Annotated in this window: 21 protein-coding genes; 20 read left to right on the forward strand and 1 reads right to left on the reverse strand. The window is 60.7% G+C overall.

The features are described from left to right. The first annotated feature begins 239 nt into the window (after positions 1-239). The 10 genes from LIX93_RS27650 (at position 240) to LIX93_RS27695 (ending at position 7,727) form a co-directional block, all read left to right on the forward strand. Positions 240-980, forward strand: coding sequence for a hypothetical protein (locus tag LIX93_RS27650; protein WP_226439379.1), 741 nt, complete (start codon positions 240-242; stop codon positions 978-980). 122 nt (positions 981-1,102) lie between these two features. Then, the gene (locus LIX93_RS27655) at positions 1,103-1,327 is read left to right on the forward strand and encodes an AlpA family transcriptional regulator (protein WP_200656371.1); all 225 of its coding nucleotides are present in this window, start codon (positions 1,103-1,105) and stop codon (positions 1,325-1,327) included. Between the two features lie 2 nt (positions 1,328-1,329). Continuing rightward, entirely contained in the window at positions 1,330-2,175 is an 846-nt protein-coding gene (locus tag LIX93_RS27660; RefSeq protein WP_226507208.1) for a ParA family protein, read from the forward strand. Positions 2,176-2,205: 30 nt separating this feature from the next. After that, positions 2,206-2,415 carry a hypothetical protein gene (locus tag LIX93_RS27665; protein WP_226507209.1) on the forward strand — a complete coding sequence of 70 codons (210 nt, stop codon included), beginning with the start codon at positions 2,206-2,208 and terminating at the stop codon, positions 2,413-2,415. 12 nt (positions 2,416-2,427) lie between these two features. Beyond that, positions 2,428-4,005, forward strand: coding sequence for a ParB family protein (locus LIX93_RS27670; RefSeq protein WP_226507210.1), 1,578 nt, complete (start codon positions 2,428-2,430; stop codon positions 4,003-4,005). Beyond that, positions 4,002-4,550, forward strand: a complete 549-nt coding sequence (locus tag LIX93_RS27675; RefSeq protein ID WP_226507211.1) for a DUF2857 domain-containing protein — start codon at positions 4,002-4,004, stop codon at positions 4,548-4,550. The genes LIX93_RS27670 and LIX93_RS27675 overlap by 4 nt, the downstream gene beginning before the upstream one ends. After that, a complete protein-coding gene (locus LIX93_RS27680; RefSeq protein WP_226507212.1) occupies positions 4,547-5,770 on the forward strand; it encodes an STY4528 family pathogenicity island replication protein in 1,224 nt (407 codons plus the stop codon). Before LIX93_RS27675 ends, LIX93_RS27680 begins: the two co-directional genes overlap by 4 nt. 258 nt (positions 5,771-6,028) lie before the next feature. Further along, on the forward strand, positions 6,029-6,781 hold the full coding sequence (locus tag LIX93_RS27685) for a PFL_4669 family integrating conjugative element protein (protein ID WP_226507213.1): 753 nt from the start codon (positions 6,029-6,031) through the stop codon (positions 6,779-6,781). Continuing rightward, on the forward strand, positions 6,778-7,287 hold the full coding sequence (locus tag LIX93_RS27690; protein ID WP_226507214.1) for a DUF3158 family protein: 510 nt from the start codon (positions 6,778-6,780) through the stop codon (positions 7,285-7,287). The genes LIX93_RS27685 and LIX93_RS27690 overlap by 4 nt, the downstream gene beginning before the upstream one ends. Further along, the gene (locus tag LIX93_RS27695; protein WP_226507215.1) at positions 7,284-7,727 is read left to right on the forward strand and encodes a single-stranded DNA-binding protein; all 444 of its coding nucleotides are present in this window, start codon (positions 7,284-7,286) and stop codon (positions 7,725-7,727) included. The genes LIX93_RS27690 and LIX93_RS27695 overlap by 4 nt, the downstream gene beginning before the upstream one ends. 75 nt (positions 7,728-7,802) lie before the next feature. Here the strand turns inward: LIX93_RS27695 and LIX93_RS27700 are convergent, their stop codons facing one another. Continuing rightward, positions 7,803-8,060 (reverse strand): DUF4880 domain-containing protein, encoded by a 258-nt coding sequence (locus tag LIX93_RS27700; RefSeq protein WP_226507216.1) that lies wholly within the window; start codon positions 8,058-8,060, stop codon positions 7,803-7,805. Positions 8,061-8,248: 188 nt separating this feature from the next. Between LIX93_RS27700 and LIX93_RS27705 the strand changes: the two genes are divergently transcribed. The 10 genes from LIX93_RS27705 to LIX93_RS27750 all read left to right on the forward strand — a co-directional run bounded on the left by LIX93_RS27705 (position 8,249) and on the right by LIX93_RS27750 (position 16,290). Then, the gene (locus LIX93_RS27705) at positions 8,249-8,593 is read left to right on the forward strand and encodes a helix-turn-helix transcriptional regulator (protein ID WP_226507217.1); all 345 of its coding nucleotides are present in this window, start codon (positions 8,249-8,251) and stop codon (positions 8,591-8,593) included. 101 nt (positions 8,594-8,694) lie between these two features. Then, positions 8,695-10,677 (forward strand): DNA topoisomerase III, encoded by a 1,983-nt coding sequence (locus tag LIX93_RS27710; RefSeq protein ID WP_226507218.1) that lies wholly within the window; start codon positions 8,695-8,697, stop codon positions 10,675-10,677. Between the two features lie 760 nt (positions 10,678-11,437). Next, on the forward strand, positions 11,438-11,935 hold the full coding sequence (locus tag LIX93_RS27715) for an STY4534 family ICE replication protein (protein ID WP_226507219.1): 498 nt from the start codon (positions 11,438-11,440) through the stop codon (positions 11,933-11,935). A gap of 66 nt (positions 11,936-12,001) precedes the next feature. Further along, entirely contained in the window at positions 12,002-12,259 is a 258-nt protein-coding gene (locus tag LIX93_RS27720; protein ID WP_226507220.1) for a hypothetical protein, read from the forward strand. An 87-nt stretch (positions 12,260-12,346) separates the two neighbouring features. Further along, positions 12,347-12,835: a DNA repair protein RadC gene (gene radC, locus LIX93_RS27725; RefSeq protein ID WP_226507221.1), complete on the forward strand. Its 489-nt coding sequence runs from the start codon at positions 12,347-12,349 to the stop codon at positions 12,833-12,835. A 95-nt stretch (positions 12,836-12,930) separates the two neighbouring features. Continuing rightward, positions 12,931-13,509 (forward strand): hypothetical protein, encoded by a 579-nt coding sequence (locus LIX93_RS27730; RefSeq protein ID WP_226507222.1) that lies wholly within the window; start codon positions 12,931-12,933, stop codon positions 13,507-13,509. A gap of 74 nt (positions 13,510-13,583) precedes the next feature. Next, positions 13,584-14,141, forward strand: coding sequence for a hypothetical protein (locus tag LIX93_RS27735; RefSeq protein WP_226507223.1), 558 nt, complete (start codon positions 13,584-13,586; stop codon positions 14,139-14,141). 73 nt (positions 14,142-14,214) lie between these two features. Further along, the gene (locus tag LIX93_RS27740) at positions 14,215-14,931 is read left to right on the forward strand and encodes a hypothetical protein (protein ID WP_226507224.1); all 717 of its coding nucleotides are present in this window, start codon (positions 14,215-14,217) and stop codon (positions 14,929-14,931) included. A gap of 172 nt (positions 14,932-15,103) precedes the next feature. Next, positions 15,104-15,625 (forward strand): PilL N-terminal domain-containing protein, encoded by a 522-nt coding sequence (locus LIX93_RS27745; RefSeq protein ID WP_226507225.1) that lies wholly within the window; start codon positions 15,104-15,106, stop codon positions 15,623-15,625. After that, entirely contained in the window at positions 15,622-16,290 is a 669-nt protein-coding gene (locus tag LIX93_RS27750; protein ID WP_226507226.1) for a hypothetical protein, read from the forward strand. Before LIX93_RS27745 ends, LIX93_RS27750 begins: the two co-directional genes overlap by 4 nt. Positions 16,291-16,297: the final 7 nt, after the last annotated feature.

Genomic DNA, 16,297 nt, shown 5'->3' on the forward strand with positions numbered 1-16,297 from the left:
CTTGCTCCAGGCTCCTCCTTTTCCTACGCTTGCCCCTCCTGAATGGAGTTTATTACGGACGCCTGAGTCTGATATGGATTCGCTCATCGCCTGGGAGCAGTTCAGCAAGGGCCTTACAGCTGTTCAAGCTGCAACGAACGCCTTTTCGCTGAACGCGTACCAAGATCGATAGTAGCCACATTACTTTGCTTGGATTAGTTCACCAACGCGAAAGGCCATCCTTAGAAATAGGAGGTCCCATGTGCCGACAATGCTCGGATCCGCATTTCAAATTGCTTTACACCCCTATCGAAGCAGCACTCCGGTGGTGTGGGCTTCAGGCGTTCGAGACACAGATCACCCAAGCAAACTGGTTGTACCCCGAACAGCTGCTCAAGATCTTTCCCCGATGGCGCTGCCTGGCGACGCATGTCGGCATGATCCTGGATGCCGTGCAGCACCAGGAGCTACCGAATCACCCGCAGGCGTTGTTTACCGGGCTTGATGCCAATCTCGGGCCGAGCTCGCTGCGCATCCGCCACGGCGAACTGAAAGCGTGGATGAGCCTTTACCACCCAGACCAGAAACCGCCCTTCCTGTTTGCCTACGCAGCGGACGCGGAGGGCTCGGTTAAATGGGGGCACTATCTGGTACTGAAAGCTGACAGGGACATGCTTCAGGTTCTCTGCAACCGGCTGACAAAAGCTCACGCTGAAGTAGTGGAGCAACTCGCAACGCTTGGGGTCGAGGTGGAGCAGCTTCGCGCCACCGCCGAGGAGGAAAAGCCCGCGGATGCACGTACCGAAGCGGGCTTGCTGAATGTCATTGGCGCCCTGCTGAGGCTTTTGCTCAACGGAAGTCCTGGAGAAAAAAATAATCCTTTTTTTCCTAGCCAGGACGCGATCGTTGCCGCAATTCAGCAGCAGTTCCCCGACCATCCGGGCTTCAAAAAACGTACGTTGGATCAACGGTTTGCGGACGCAAACAAGCGCTTCAAATAGCGCGCCTGTACCAAATTGCAATGCAATCGTCGGCGATTGCATTGCAATGACAAGCTCGATTTACTGGTGTTGACTCATGTCACTTCCCATCGCAAGCCATCTGGCGCCAAGGAGTGACACGTATGCAAACCCAAACTGACGTGACCGTTAGCCCTGCCCAAACCGACCGCTACATCATGCGCCGTGATGAGGTCGAGAAACGTACTGGATTCAAACGCGCCCACATCTACAACCTGATGAAGGAAGGCAAGTTCCCCCTGGCCAGACGCATTGGTATGCGCGCCGTCGGTTGGGACTCTGCTGAGATCGACCGGTGGATCGCCGAACGCCTCGGCGCGCAGGCGTGACGGTGAAGGTGCTCTCCGTAGTGTCGACCAAAGGCGGCGTTGGCAAGACAACCGTCACGGCCAATCTGGGCGGCCTGTTGGCCGATGCCGGTTTGAGGGTGTTGATGATCGATCTGGACAGTCAGCCGACGTTGTCCAGCTACTACCCACTAACCTGCGCCGGCACTGCGGGCAGCGTTGAACTGATCGGCCATCGCCTGGTAGATCTCGATCAAATCGTTTCACGGACCTGTGTCGAAGGCTTGCATGTGGTCCTGTCCAATGATCCGCTTGGCCAGTTGAATACCCTCTTGTTGCACGCCCCAGATGGCCGATTGCGGCTGAAAAATCTGCTCCATGTCTTCGAGCCTTTCTACGATGTGGTGCTGATCGACACCCAGGGCGCGCGCAGCGTCATCGTCGAGATGTCCGTGTTGGCCTCGGACATGATGCTCAGTCCCATCCCACCCGAAATGCTCGCGGCCCGAGAGCTGCACCGCGGCACGCTTGCGCTGCTGCAAAGCTTGGCGCCCTATGAGCAGTTGGGCGTCCGCCCTCCCCCGGCACGGCTGCTGCTGAATCAGGTCAATTTGAGCCGCCGTGATACGCGGCTGATCATTCAGAGCCTGTCTGCAGACTTTGTTGCACATGACCAAGTCACCCTGTGTTCCGCGGTGGTGCTGGATCGTGTGGCCTATCTGAACGCGGCCTCGCTGGGCCTGCCTGTGCACCGGATCGACTATCGCCCTTCTCCCTCTGGCGGGTTGAGCGCGGCGCAGTCGATGCGGCAGCTAGCGCTTGAGCTGTTTCCCGAATGGCACCGACTCATCGACCCGGCGTCAGCACCGGATGTCTGTGCCCGCTACTGAATTCTTCCCACTAACTTATTGGAGCTCGCCATGCATGAGCCACGCTGCGTGATCCCATCGCCATCAGCCTCTCCCCACCGCGAGGTAACAGAACCCTGTTATTGCACCGTGGTGTTCGACCTCCCGGGCGGTCACCCCGCTATCACCAAGCTGTTGCATGAGCTCAGCCAGCACTTCGAATTGCCGGGCACAGCCTTCGTGATCAAGTTTGAAGTCGGCGACAAGCTACCGCAGGCGTAATTGAGGCCCATCATGATCAAACCCACCCAGGAACAGATCAACGCCGGACTGCGCCCACAGATGTTGCTGCGCAGTCCAGGCGAAAGCGTGGCGCCGGAGTTCGACCAGGAGTCAGAGATCGTGGTGACCCTGGAGCAATTACGGCCCTACGAGCGCAACCCCCGATTCATCCGCAACCCGCTGTATGACGACATCAAGTCGTCGATTCGTGAACGCGGGCTGGACCAGGCGCCTTCCATCACCCGACGACCCAGCGAGACCTATTTCATCATCTTGAATGGGGGTAACACCCGCCTGTCCATTCTGAACGAACTGTGGAAAGAAACGCGCGACGAGCGTTACTTCCGGATCGCCTGCCGCTACCGCCCCTGGACCAGCGAGACCCACGCCTTGCTCGGACATCTGGCTGAAAGCGATCTGCACGGACAGCTGGCGTTCATTGAACGCGCGCTGGCGGTGGTCACCGTGAAGGCATTGCTGGAAGATGACGGCAGGTCCCTTTCGCAGCGCGAACTCGCCCAGGCGTTGGCATCGGGCGGGTATCCGGTCTCGCAATCGCAGATCAGTCGCATGTTCGACGCCGTCGAATACCTGCTACCCAGTCTGCCCAATGCCCTGTGTTCCGGGTTACCGAAGCCTCAGATCGAGCGCCTCATTCTGCTGCGCAAAAGGGCCGAACAGGTGTGGAACCGCCTGCTGGCCCCGCTCGATCAACTGCTTGTGCTGTGGCAGGAGACGCTGTCCAATTTCGACACGACGTCCGACGAGTTCGACTGGGAGGAGGTGCGCGGCGCCCTGTTGGCGCAGATGGCCAAGGTGCTGGACATCACGCCGCGGCTGATGGAATTGGAACTGACGCAGAACGGCTCTCACGCTACGCCGCCTAGTGAACCCTCCACCAATGAGCGGCCCACCGCGAGGGCAAACAAATTGCTAGATGCCGGCGCCAAACCCGCAAGCGCGCCCCCGCTGGTTCACAGTCAGACACCGCCTCCTCCCTATCCGACCGATCGAGTCCGGGACGATGACGGGCCGGTCGACGAGGACCCGCTACGGTTGGACGATATTTTTGGTGGTCTGCGCCCAGTTAGCACAGAGGTGATCGAAGCGCAGACGACCAGTACCGCATCGCTCCCTTCTCTGTCACAGCTGATGGATTCCATCGCGCCACTGGCCATCGCCGAACTGCGCAGCCTCGCCGCCGAATTGGCGCAGTCATTGGCCCACTACGCGGCACTGCCAAACTTTGTCGTGGGCGCAGAGCATGGTCTTGGATTCACGCTCAACTGGCAGGCCGCTGTGGCCACCGACCCCCAAGCCGTGGCCGTGCAGCTGCTGCTCACCTCCATTCTGCGCGCCCAGGACGGGGTCGAATGGGAACTCAAGCAGCAGCTCCCCCCAACACTGGTGGGCCAACTGCTGGTCGGTGACTATCTGACCCCGCTCGGGGGCAATTCCAGACTCACCTTCGAACTTCAGCGCCTTCGCGACGCGCAAGTGAATCAGTGGGTCCAGTTGGTGGTGCTGGCACGACGTATCGTGGACCTGACCCAGGCCACATCTCAGGACGATTCGGAGACACTCTCATGAACACGATCTTCGCCCTGCTTAATAACACCATGCTCAACCAGGTGTTGCATGAGCTGCGGCAAGGCCACCTTCAGCGCTGTCGCGCCTTGGGCTTGGCCGAAGAGGATTTGGAGATCTTGCAATCCCTGCCACCGACCACGCTCTCGCGTTTAGCCCATGCCGCAGTCCCCTGGGTGGAAATCAAGGTCGATACCGCGGTGATGCGCCGGCTGATCGCGCAGGCCGACCGTGACGAGCAAAACGAACGCCTGATCAATCGCGCACTCAAGCTCGGCGCGAGCTCGCTGATCATGAACAAGTGCTTCGGCCTGGACCACTCCGAAACTGCCATGCGCCGCCGCCTATTGAAGATCGAGGTCAGCCGCGGTCGCCCACAGAGTCTAACCGAAGCCCAGGAACATGCGCTGTGGCAGCGCTGGCGTCAGCTGAGACAGCAGGACGGTACCGCCGACAAGCTCGACACCATGATGATGCTCGCCGAGGAACAGGGCGTCACTCTGACCATGGTCTGGCAACAGTTGCACCTGTACGGAGAGCAGCTATGAGGCACGGTCTCAGCTTGGAGGATCTAAAACGGGCCATGCGCCAGTGCGCCCAATACATGCAGGACAACCCTCACCTGTTTCCACTCCCCTCGCCGCCCAAACCCAAGCCACCGCCCGACACCTCGATCCAGTTTCGCTACATCGGCAAACCCCAGAACATCATGCCTCGCTCTCTGCTGCTTGATACCCGGCTCACACCGCTGGAGCGTAACGCCTGGCAGGCCCTGCACTTCATGATCGTAGAGCGCGAGCTCAAATACCCCCGCTACGAGGACCTGCAGCCGTATCTGTCCGCCGTCCCCTGCGGCGACAAAGCTTCACGCGAGACAATAGCGCGTGTATTGCAGAACCTGCGGCTGACCCGTTGGCTCAGCCTGGTCACGCATCTTCGCGACGATCAAGGTCGGTTGCGAGCCCCCATCTATGTCCTGCACGACGAGCCGCTGACGCCGGCCGAAGCACTGCAACTGGACGAGGGTTACGGGGACCTGATCAAGCGCAGCCTCAAGCACGCCGCGAAGGGCGTACGCATCACCGCCGGACATGTGTTGGGGGAACTGCGGCGCGACCAAACGGTACCGGCGGCCTTTGTACCCAAAATGCTCGCCCTGGTGCCGCTGGCGCCTGAACAACGCTCACTCGAGCTCCAGGCGCCCTCTCCTGCTCACGAATCCGAACAGCCTTCGCTGGATGTCGCTTCCTTGCCCTACCCGGCACAACATCAATCCGAACTGCCGGCGAAAGCCTCGGATTTAGCGGTGGTTCGGATTCCGAATCCCCCTAGTACTGTACAAGAGCGTATAGAGCAAAAGAGTACGGTACTTCGCGAAGAGGAAAAATCCGAACTCGAGTGGCCAGCGAATCTGCCCATCAGCGCGAGTGATCGGCAGATCGCCTTGCAGGCCATGACCCCATTGCCCAATGAGGCCAGGGTGGCCGTGCTGCAGGAGGCTGTGGCCCGGTGCACGACGGGGGGCGTGCGGCGCCCAGCCGCTTACCTGATGGGGTTGATCAGGAAAGCGATCGAGGGGGACTTTCGATTGTGGGCCGCCAAAGACATCGCGACCAAGGTGCCGCCGCCCAAAGCCGTGCGGGTCCATCAGGCGTTGCCAGAGCCGAAGAGTGCTGAACGCAGCGTCGCGCCGCGATCGGCGTCCCCCGTGGCACGGGCCTGCCTGGATAAACTGCGTCGACAGTGTGGAGTGATGAGTAGCGCTTAATGGCTTGATGCCTAAGGCATCAAATCCATGGACGTCCAGTCGCTCTGTTCAGCCGCGGGCGTTGATCGAACCTGAAGCTCGGCTTCGCGCGCATGCTGTAATGAGCACCAGACCTCAGTAGATTTGATGCCTCAGGCATCAAATCCATACTGTTCCAGTTGCCATAGCTTATCCGAACACAGGTCCTTCAGGTTTTCAGCAGTCACACTCGTGTTTGCCCGGCACCGTGTCCTCATCCGCCGACTTGAGGACCTGCCCATGGCCGACCATTTCCAGCTCAACCTGGGCTCGCTGCGTAGCACCATCACCCTGACCCTGCACACCCATCACGCCGCGCGGCTGTGGCAGGGCCGCTTGGCCCGCGAAGGCAGCCATCCGATCATGAGCATGGCGGCCTACATCAACATCACCAACATCCTCAAGCAAGCGGCGGCGCAGGACGACCCCTTCGCCGACTGGTTCATGCTGATGCTCGAAGACAAGGTGCTGCTCGCCAAGGCGCAGATGGGCCAGTTGATCGAGCAGGTCAGCCATCTGGAAAAACTCCTGCCCTCGCAAATCGACGTGGGTGACAACCTCAACATCCACCCCGTGACTCTTCCGCTGTTCATCGCCAGCCAGCTGGGATTTCTGGCAGTGTACCTGCTCACTGATTACGACACTTTGGTCAGGCGTGTGCTGCTGGCCCATCACACGGCACTGATCGGCCGGCCGGACATGGAGGGCTGGATCGACCAGGGCGCCCACCAGGTGCGTAGCTTATTTGGTATTGCCCATCGATGCCGCGTGTCCGGCGTCACCCGCAGCGATGTGGTCGCCGACAATGCTCGCTTTCAGGAAGCGGTCGATAAATACGGTCGCCCGCCTCAGGATGTGCTCGATGGCGAGCGCCGCTCCCAGTTCGCCCCGCCCATCATCGCGGTGGTGGGATCGACGGAGAGTGCGCCGGCCAATGCAAGTGATGACGTTCCGGCGGACGACGTGACGGCCGCTGCGGATAAGCCGTTATGACCCCACGGGACTTTCCCGCCGATCTGACCCTCGCACCCACTGCCTATCGGGACATCGAACACGCTGCCTCCCTAAAAGGCCTTTTAAAGCCTTTTAAGGGTAAGGGGGAACTGGTTCAGCTGACGAACGTAACGAGGGGGCTTGAACAGCGTGTGGCGCAGCTCATGGGCACCCAGGCGGCGATCATGGCGCTGCCGCCCTTGTCCTTGCTGGGCATTCGCCTGGTGTTGCAGAACACCGGCGCCGGCACCACCTTTCTGCGCTGGCGCACCCAGGACTTTTCCCGCATGGGCGCCCTGGTCTGGGAACGGCTGATGAGCAATCCGCGCCTGCCCCCGGACCTGCGCACTGCCCTGTTCCAGCTCGAATGCAATCGCATCGCGCTGAACCTGCAGATGAGCGTCCTGCATTCCCTGCAGCGCCAGGCGCTCGACTGCAGCCACAAGATGGCCAACGCCGAAGGCGTGCTGCGCCAATCCCCATCCGGAACGGAGACATCACCATGAGCACTTTTTTTGTCGGCGAAGGCAACATCGGCAGCGCGCCGGACTTTCAGGAATTCACCTCGGGCAATGATGAGCCGCGGCGTCTGCTGCGCCTGAACGTCTACTTCGACAACCCGGTACCGCGTGAGGGCGGCTACGAAGACCGAGGTGGATACTGGGCCCCGGTTGAACTGTGGCACCGCGATGCCGAGCGCTGGAGCACTTTGTTTCAAAAAGGCATGCGCGTGCTGGTCGAGGGGCGCACGGTGCGCGATGAATGGGAGGACAGCGAAGACAACGCGCGGGTGACCTTCAAGGTCGAGGCGCGTCGCATCGGTATCCTGCCGCATCGGCTGGCCAGCGTGAGCATGCGTGAAAAGTCCCCCGACGCCGCGCCATCAGGCCCGGCCGACAAAGCGAGCACCGGCAATAGTCGCAAAGGAGATCGAGCCAAGAACTGATCAGTGGACCTCAGTGGAATGAGCGCCTCACCGCGCGGCGCTCATCCAAACCCTGGCCCATCGACGCGAGTCACTTCAATGCCGTGTCAAACCCGCACTGTATTGCAACAACATCGCCTCCAGTGCCGTCTCCAACACGTCCGGATCCTCAGCGACTTTCGCCAGCGCCTGCCCCAGTTCCCGAAACGCTTGCCGGTGCGTAGGGCATTGTTCCAACCACTGCGCCAAGGCGCTGAGCTTGTCCTTGTCCTCGGGTGATCGATGAATCTCCAGAAAGCGTCGAAGCGCCTGCAATCGCACCTGGCCTATCAGCCCATCGTCCGCTGTATCCACGAGAGTTTCCTTGTACGTCAACACGCGCCTCGCGCGCGCAGCGACCGCCACTGATTCTTGCCCATTTTCAGCAATCCACACACTCAATTGAACAAATACAACCCATATCGCCCAGAGTCAACCCAATAGGTTGTTCATCTTACGAGGTCTTTGCTCGACCATTCAGGTTGAATGGGAGACCCGCACAGTTGCCGAAAATCATCGCCGCCGCCGATAAGCAGATCGGCCAAATGATCGCCAAGCGTCGCCGCGCCCTGGGTCTGACTCAGGACCAGTTGGCCGAGAGCCTGTCGATGGGTCGTGAGGCCTATTCCCGGCTCGAACTGGGCAAGACGTCGCTGTCGGTCCCCAAGCTGATTCAGCTGTCGGGCGCGCTGGATTGTGGGTTGGCCGAGTTGGTGACCGACTTCAGCCCACGCCCCAGTGACCAAGGTCACAAGATCGGCTTGCTGCTCGCGCCGCTGTCCGATGCCGATCGGCAGTTCATCCTGTCTTCGACCGAGCACTTGATTGCCCACCTGAAGCAGCGCTAGTCTGCCGCCACTGTCCAATTGGACCCCGCATATTCAGTTTTAAGCTGGCTCCCTCCCCCCTGAGCGTCACCCTGCTTCAGTCATCCGACTGGAGCGAAGCCATGCAATTGTTCATCTGCGAAAAGCCCTCCCAGGCGCGCGACATCGCCCGCGTGTTGCAGGCCGGCCGGCGTGCCGAAGGCTGCCTGGTGGGCGAACGGGTCACCGTCACCTGGTGTGTTGGGCACCTCCTGGAGACCGCGCCACCTGAAACCTACGGCAGCCACCTCAAGCGCTGGGCCCTGGAAGACCTGCCGATCCTGCCCCAGCAGTGGAAGGTGTTGCCAAAGCCCAAGGTCGCTTCCCAACTCAAGGTCATTCGCGGCTTGCTAGGCCGGTGCGACGAGGTGGTCATCGCCACCGACGCCGATCGCGAAGGCGAGATGATCGCGCGCGAGATCCTGGAACTGGAAGGCTACCGCGGGCCGGTGCAGCGCCTGTGGCTGTCGGCGCTCAACGATGCCTCGATCCGACTGGCGCTTGCGGCGCTCAAGCCCGGTGCGGAAACCGTGCCGTTGTATCACTCGGCCTTGGCCCGTTCGCGGGCCGACTGGCTGGTGGGCATCAACCTCAGTCGATTGTTCACCCTGCTTGGGCGCCGCGCGGGCTATGACGGAGTCCTGCCGGTGGGGCGCGTGCAGACGCCGACACTGAAGCTGGTGGTAGCCCGCGATCGGGCCATCGCGAGCTTCGTGGCGCAGCCGTACTGGACGCTGGACATTCGCCTGGCCGCAGGGGCCGCAGATTTTCAAGCCCGCTGGCAACCGCCCGCTACGGTCTGCGATGACCAAGGCCGTTGTACCCAACAAAGCGCTGCCCAACAGGTGCTGAAGAGAGTGCTCGAGGCCGCACAGGTGCACACCGACAGTGTCGAAACCGAGCGGGTGCGCGAGTCCGCACCGCTACCGTTCGACCTAGGGACTCTGCAGGAAATCTGCTCGGCCCGACTCGGCCTGGGCGCCCAGGAAACGCTGGAATGCGCCCAGGCCTTGTACGAGACCCACAAGGTCACCAGCTATCCCCGAAGCGACTGCGGCTATCTGCCCGAGAGCATGATCGACGACGCACCAGCGGTGCTCGAGGCGCTCACTCAAGCCGATCCAACGCTTCGGGATCGTATCCAAGACCTGAACCTGTCCGTGCGTTCGCGCGCCTGGAACACCGCCAAGATCTCCGCCCACCACGGCATTATCCCGACCGCCGTGGCGTTCCGGATCGACAGCCTGCCCCCGCGTGAACGTGCGGTGTACGCGTTGATTCGCGCCCGGTACCTGGCGCAGTTCTGCGCGCTGCACGAGTACCTCAAGACAGAAGCACTGTTCATCGGGGCCGGCGAAACCTTCAAGGCCACGGGCATGCAGATTCTGGTACCTGGCTGGAAGCCCTGCATCAACGAAGCCGACCCCACCGGCCAGGCCGAAGCCTCGCAGGTGCTGCCCGCTTTGCACGAAGGCCAGGCCCTGACCGTGTGCTCGACCAAAGTCGATGCCCGCACCACACAACCGCCCAAGCCCTACACCGAAGGCACGCTGATCAGGGCCATGAAATCCATCGCCAATCAGATCGAGGATCCGCGCCTGCGCCAACGCCTCAAGGACAGCATCGGTATCGGTACCGAAGCCACCCGGGCCTCCATCCTGCAGGGGCTGATCGATCACGGTTACCTGGTGAAAAAGAAGCGCAGCCTGTCGGCCTCGGCGGCCGGTCACACGCTGATCGAGGCCGTGCCGCCCGAGGTGACTGATCCGGTGATGACGGCGTTGTGGGAACAGGCGCTGGAGCATATCGAAACCGGTCGGCTGACCGTGGACGCCTTTCTCTTCAAGCAAAGCGAATGGCTCAGCCAACTCATCAAGCACCACGCGTCACTCAAACTCAATGTGCCGGTGGCGCGCGGCCCGGGCTGTCCGATCTGCAAGACGGTGATGCGCAAACGCACCGGGCGGACCGGCACCTTCTGGTCGTGCTCGCGTTATCCCGACTGCAAGGGCACCAAGCCCTTGGCCAAGCCCAAGGTGTCGAAGCCCAAGTCCAAGGGATCGTGACCCTCACCGTGCACTTGACGGGCCTGGTCGGGGCTGTTGTAGTGAGGACGCCTTTCGCCATTGGCGAGCCAAGACCGATTCGCTCCGGGCAGCTCGGTCGGACTTCATGAGTTCGGAGCCGCTTTTTCCTGCAACCTGGTTGCCCTTCACCGCCCTGCATATCGTTGCAGCGAATGACCCGTGCCGCTTTTTATCAGGCCGCAGGGGTCATTCGCTTCGGCGATGACGATCAGCTCCGGTGCCCGCCGGCGAAACACTGGGCACCTTTTGTGCGCGGATGCGTGCCAGAAAATTCCGACCCAGGCCACGACAAGGGTCGGTTGGTCAGGTCCTGCCAACGTGTGCTTGTCACGAGGAGCGACGTTGTCGCGATTGGCCAAAGGTGGTCCCTTTTTATCCCCAGCCCGATGACCGTCGGGCTATTTTTCGCCCGCGACGTTTCCACTGTGTGCCACTCGAATCTGGGCCAACAGCCTCTGCTCGATCGGCTGTTGACGTCCCATTGATCGCGTTTTATAGATGGTCTGCACATGCTGTCGATGACAGCGCCCAGGCAGCTTGAACCTTCAAGGCTGCGCCATTTCAATGGTGGTTCTCCCAAGTGCGATTCGCGTTCGGCAGCTCGCACGGTCATTGATTCGTCGGTGATGAACGCTGATTGTTTTCTCAGCCCTTCTGGGCCTACTTGTCATCCCCCTGCGGAATTCACCTCCCGCCGGGACGGTGGGTTTCCGCGTTTCTTGCAAACAGGAGATTCACCATGACTCAGTCCACTACTCCAACCCAAACTACCAGTTACTTCAACCTGCACACCCAAGGCATCGGCTATCTGAACCGCGTGCGTGAAGTCACGGTTCGTCGCGGCCAGCCGTTCATGGCCTGTGATATCGCTGCCCTGCATGGCGCCAGCGATGACGTGGAATACACCCGGTTCGACTGCAAGGTCGCCGGTGGTGAAGCGGAAAGGCTGATCCGCCAATACATGGCCGACGTCCAGGCCGAACGCAAAGTCCTCTTGGGCTTTCGTATCGGCGATCTGTGGACCGATGCGTTCATCTACGAAAAAGGCGAACGCCAGGGTCAACCCGGCGCCAGCCTCAAAGGCCGCTTGATCTTCATCGAGTGGATCAAGGTCGATGGCACCCTGGTGTACAAGGCTCCGGCCCGCACACCCGTTGCCACCGATACTGAGCAACCCACCGCTGATGCAGATCACGCACAGCATCAGGACGAATCGCAGGCACGGCAAACCGCCTGATCCGTCCGCTATCCCGCAACAGGCGCTCTCCCCCGAGCGCCTTTTCTTCCACCACAGGAGGCTCCGATGGAATCCTTCTGGCTCTGCCAAACCTGCCTGTTTGCCGTCGCCTATGACGACTTCAGCGCGCTGTCTTTGTATTACACCGATGAGAAAGTCGAGCAGCGCATGGCCGGAGTCCGTGCGTGCGTGCGAGAACTGATGCCCCTGAGCGCTGATTTCGACTCAGAGACCGGCCTAGGCATCAACGACTTTTCCACGTCACCTTGTGATGCGTGCCACTGCTCGCTTCACGGCACCCGCCACCGTTTCACCCGATTGTGATTACTGAAATCCAAAGCTCTTTCACCCAAGCCATCAGGGGCCATCACGCCCTTGGGGTGTGCCCCTTTGCTACTGGAGGATCACACCATGCACGCTCCCCTCACCTTGATCGACGGTACCGATGTCACCCGCCGCGGTGCAGAAGACCAGATGATTGCCGAAGCGCTCAACCTGCTGGATCGGCGTTACTTCACCCGTGGTGAGTGCTTGTTCAGTCCGACTGCGGTGGCCGACTACCTGAAGCTACAACTGGTCGGGCATCACCAGGAGGTCTTCGCCATGGTCTGTCTGGACGCACGCCACCGGACCCTGAGTTTTGAAAAAGTGTTCTTCGGCAGCATTGACAGTGCCAGCGTGTACCCGCGAGAGATCGTGATTCGCGCCTTGGCGTGCAATGCCGCCGCGGTCATTTTCGCTCACAACCATCCTTCGGGATGCGCCGAACCCAGCCAGGCCGATCGCAACCTTACTGCACAACTCAGGAACGCCCTGGCCTTGGTGGAAGTTCGCGTTCTGGATCACTTCGTGGTGGGTGAGGGAAAACCCGTGTCGCTCGCCGAGATGGGTTGGCTCTGACTTCACGTGCAAACGCTTCACCCTGCCGGGGAAATCTCTTCCCCGCTGGGGAAGCGGTGACTCCGGTTTCACTCAACCGAAACAGGAGAGTCACTATGGAACTGTCCATCAATGATCTGGCGGGCGTTCAGTTTGTGGAAAACCCGTACGCACCCGACACCCTGCTGCGACGCGACGTGCTCGAGCGTCAATTCGTGGTGATGGGTCACGGCGAGATGATCTTTTCCAAAAGCAGCTTTTGCTCTCAGGCCTTTCAGGAACGAGCGCTGGTGGTACTGGGCTACTGCGGCCTGATCACCGAGGGCATGGCGATCGCTCACGATTGCCTGTTTAGCGACGCCTTTGGGCTGCGTGCATTAGAGCAGGCGTGCGCGGTGGATTTCAGAATCCACCAAGTCAACATCGTCGACCTGCAGCGCCGCACCGTGCTGTCGGGCATTGTCCGTGAAGCAAGCATCGAGTGGCTGTCGCCCTGTGTGACTCGAACCGAACGGATGTACGCCAGACTGACCGCTCAAGACCTGTTGAATCGGGCACAAGTGCACACCCACGACGGTCTGCACGAGGCCGCCCGGCAACTGCGCACCGAGGCCGAAGAGTGGCAAGGCAGAATGATCGCCGAACACTGGATACCTCACGCGCTGCAAGCCCTCTCGCTCTCGCTCTCGCACTGACCCAGACCCGACCGGGGAGTAACCTTCCCATCGGGCGGACTCTCCCGGTTTTTCGATAACCTTGGAGAGACAGCATGAACCTTCATGTACAGCACTTCGATGGCGTCGCTTTCGTTCACAACCCCTATCTCGCTGGAACAGCCCTGCGCCAGGACATCTTCGAACGTCAGTTCCGGGTGCTCGCCCACGGCCAGGCAGAACTCGCTGATGATGATGGCTTTGCTCACACCTTCTGGATGCCGCTGACAATCGAGCTCGCACAATGCGGCTTGCTCGAGCAGTGCCTGCTCAAGGCCCTGCATTATCTGGTCTCGGGCAACGCTGGCTTCATCGGCGATGCGGTGCTGGACTTTCGGCCGGAGCGTATCTCGGTTCAGGATCGCGGCGGTCAAACCGTGCTGTCAGGCCTCGTCAGGCAGTCCACGCTGACCTGGTTGCCGCCCTACTGCACCGGTGACGAATTGCTCTTAGCCGAAGCGCAAATAAGACGCCTGCTGGCAGATGCCATCGACGAAGATCGTTGGGACAACCACAGCACCGCAAACAACCTGCGGCGTCAGGCAGACCATCTCCAGGCCCGCATCATCCCCACTCGCTGGCTACCGCACGTGCTGAAGCTGCTGAACATCTGACTATCAACTCACATCCCTTGGGGGCCTTTCCCCCTTGGGGCTGGGTCCTCCTCACCTTGTGGAGAACCCGAGCATGAACAACACACCTGCAAACCCTTTCGCCCGTGGCTACCTGGCCATTGTCAGCGAACGCGTGCTGATGATCATCTACGACGACAAGCAGCCGCCCTGCTACCGCACGCTGCACCCGTCACAGCTTCATCTGAGCGACGAGCACATCGAGCACATTGCCTGCCGTTTCAACGACGACATGGTATGGGCCGGTACTGATCCAAAGCCAGACCCTGATCTGGAAGCGCCATGCATGTCCGAAGGCACCGTCGCGGCAGTGATCTACCAGGTAACGGCTGACCATTTCGGTAGCGCTGTGCACCTTGGGGATTTCCCCACCGAGGCTGCTGCGCAATCGGCGATCCTGCAGATGGCGTTTGAGACCGGCCACTACAGCCGCAGTTGGGAAATCAGCAGTGCCCACGTGCCTCAGCCGGACCTATGGACTTTCTGCTTTCCGGCCAGCAGCGGGCGATCGATGGGCTACTTCGAGTGCTTCAGCCTGCCGGGCAGTACCGCGGTCGGGTTCAAGCTCTACTCGACTCCGTGGTCGGCAAATCCTTCTCGACGTTCGTTCGATGCCAACAGTAGCGATGTCGAAGCGCGCCTGCGCAGCGAAGGTGTGCCCGAAGCGCTGATCAGGATTCTGATGCTGGCAGGTGAGGCCGATGTGCGGTTTTTGTTCCTTGATCCTGACGCTGCAGCAGTGCCTGGATTACCTATTTTTCCTGATGATTGAACCAAAGGCGCCCTTGATACGGGCGCTTTTTTTCTGCGTGGCGCACCGGCAACCACCTAAGGCTATCGCTTCCTGTAGCTCAGAAAAGTGGCCAGGTTGAATTCGGGTTTCTGGTAAGTGCAGCGTCATCCTGACTGCCATGGTTACCCCTCGCAAATGCCGGGAGTTCATCATGAACCTGAATCTTCCCATCAGTCTCGCGTTGGCCCTCGCACTGACGGGGTGCGCCACCGCCCGCACTGACGCTACGCCTGTGCCCAAGACGGCAGCGCCCGTGGGATCCAGCGCTACTAAGCCCAGCCTCAAGTCGAAGTCGGCTCCAGATATCGCCCAAGGGCGCTACGGCCTGGTGAGCACCCAGCCAACCGTGGAACAACGTGATCCATTGCTTCAGATCATCGACGTCCATATCACGCCGACGCTCAACGCTACGGTCGTCGATGCCTTGCACTTCGTCCTGCAACGATCCGGGTACTCCCTGTGCGCCGCTACCCCTGGGGTCCAGACGCTGTTCAGTCGTCCACTGCCGTCGGTCCATTACCAACTCGGCCCCATCTCGATGATGGACGCCTTGGACGTGTTGGGGGGCGAGGCCTGGCAATTACAGACGAATCCGGTGCTTCGCACCGTGTGTTTTACCCAGCGGCAGGTCGTTATCAACGACCCATCGCTACCAGCCGAGGGCCAGCCATGAAATCGACTTCCTTTCAGGCGCTGATTGTCGGCGCCCTGTGCCTGTGCACGTCGGGACTGGCGGCGGTGGCCGTTAATCAGCATCGGCTGCTACAAGCGTTGCAGGCCAAACCGCAGGACGAAATGACGGTCTCCGAGTACCAACGCCAATGGAGTGAGCTGAACAACAAGCAAGGCTCGACTGATACCGCCATCGCGCAACTGCGTAGCACGTTATCCAAGCTGGCCTCGACACAAACCGAGCACGGTGAGCAGACAGTGCAACTGGCCAGCGACATCGAATCCCTTAGGGTTGCCAATCAGGCACCAGCTGCCAATGTCGACCTGCAGCCCTTGGAGCTACGGCTTTCGGTGATCGAGGAGCAACTGGCTCAAGTCCGTCTGCAAGCGGCGCCTCAGCCCAAGGCGAGACCCGCCAGCGCTTCAAGCAGGTCGCCGGCCGTCCCCCGCCCACAACCGCCAACGCCCCCCTTCTCGATCATGGGCAGCGAACGTCGCGGACCCGAACGATTCCTGTCTCTCCTGCCACTGGGCGACCGAATGCTTAGCTCGGTACGCCTGATTCAAACTGGTGAGACCTTTGGCGGATGGCGGTTGGACAGCCTGAACACGAGCACTGCCGTGTTCTCGATCGCCGGCCAGGCTCAAACCCTGCCCATTCCATAGGGAGGTG

This window comes from Pseudomonas sp. MWU16-30317, from assembly GCF_020515695.1.
GTDB lineage: Bacteria > Pseudomonadota > Gammaproteobacteria > Pseudomonadales > Pseudomonadaceae > Aquipseudomonas.

Excerpts from the sequence above, each read along its gene's own strand:
- LIX93_RS27650 (WP_226439379.1), top strand. The coding sequence starts at position 240 with ATGTGCCGACAATGCTCGGATCCGCATTTCAAATTGCTTTACACCCCT.
- LIX93_RS27655 (WP_200656371.1), top strand. The coding sequence starts at position 1,103 with ATGCAAACCCAAACTGACGTGACCGTTAGCCCTGCCCAAACCGACCGC.
- LIX93_RS27665 (WP_226507209.1), top strand. The coding sequence starts at position 2,206 with ATGCATGAGCCACGCTGCGTGATCCCATCGCCATCAGCCTCTCCCCAC.
- LIX93_RS27670 (WP_226507210.1), top strand. The coding sequence starts at position 2,428 with ATGATCAAACCCACCCAGGAACAGATCAACGCCGGACTGCGCCCACAG.
- LIX93_RS27675 (WP_226507211.1), top strand. The coding sequence starts at position 4,002 with ATGAACACGATCTTCGCCCTGCTTAATAACACCATGCTCAACCAGGTG.
- LIX93_RS27680 (WP_226507212.1), top strand. The coding sequence starts at position 4,547 with ATGAGGCACGGTCTCAGCTTGGAGGATCTAAAACGGGCCATGCGCCAG.
- LIX93_RS27685 (WP_226507213.1), top strand. The coding sequence starts at position 6,029 with ATGGCCGACCATTTCCAGCTCAACCTGGGCTCGCTGCGTAGCACCATC.
- LIX93_RS27690 (WP_226507214.1), top strand. The coding sequence starts at position 6,778 with ATGACCCCACGGGACTTTCCCGCCGATCTGACCCTCGCACCCACTGCC.
- LIX93_RS27695 (WP_226507215.1), top strand. The coding sequence starts at position 7,284 with ATGAGCACTTTTTTTGTCGGCGAAGGCAACATCGGCAGCGCGCCGGAC.
- LIX93_RS27710 (WP_226507218.1), top strand. The coding sequence starts at position 8,695 with ATGCAATTGTTCATCTGCGAAAAGCCCTCCCAGGCGCGCGACATCGCC.
- LIX93_RS27715 (WP_226507219.1), top strand. The coding sequence starts at position 11,438 with ATGACTCAGTCCACTACTCCAACCCAAACTACCAGTTACTTCAACCTG.
- LIX93_RS27720 (WP_226507220.1), top strand. The coding sequence starts at position 12,002 with ATGGAATCCTTCTGGCTCTGCCAAACCTGCCTGTTTGCCGTCGCCTAT.
- radC (WP_226507221.1), top strand. The coding sequence starts at position 12,347 with ATGCACGCTCCCCTCACCTTGATCGACGGTACCGATGTCACCCGCCGC.
- LIX93_RS27730 (WP_226507222.1), top strand. The coding sequence starts at position 12,931 with ATGGAACTGTCCATCAATGATCTGGCGGGCGTTCAGTTTGTGGAAAAC.
- LIX93_RS27735 (WP_226507223.1), top strand. The coding sequence starts at position 13,584 with ATGAACCTTCATGTACAGCACTTCGATGGCGTCGCTTTCGTTCACAAC.
- LIX93_RS27740 (WP_226507224.1), top strand. The coding sequence starts at position 14,215 with ATGAACAACACACCTGCAAACCCTTTCGCCCGTGGCTACCTGGCCATT.
- LIX93_RS27745 (WP_226507225.1), top strand. The coding sequence starts at position 15,104 with ATGAACCTGAATCTTCCCATCAGTCTCGCGTTGGCCCTCGCACTGACG.
- LIX93_RS27750 (WP_226507226.1), top strand. The coding sequence starts at position 15,622 with ATGAAATCGACTTCCTTTCAGGCGCTGATTGTCGGCGCCCTGTGCCTG.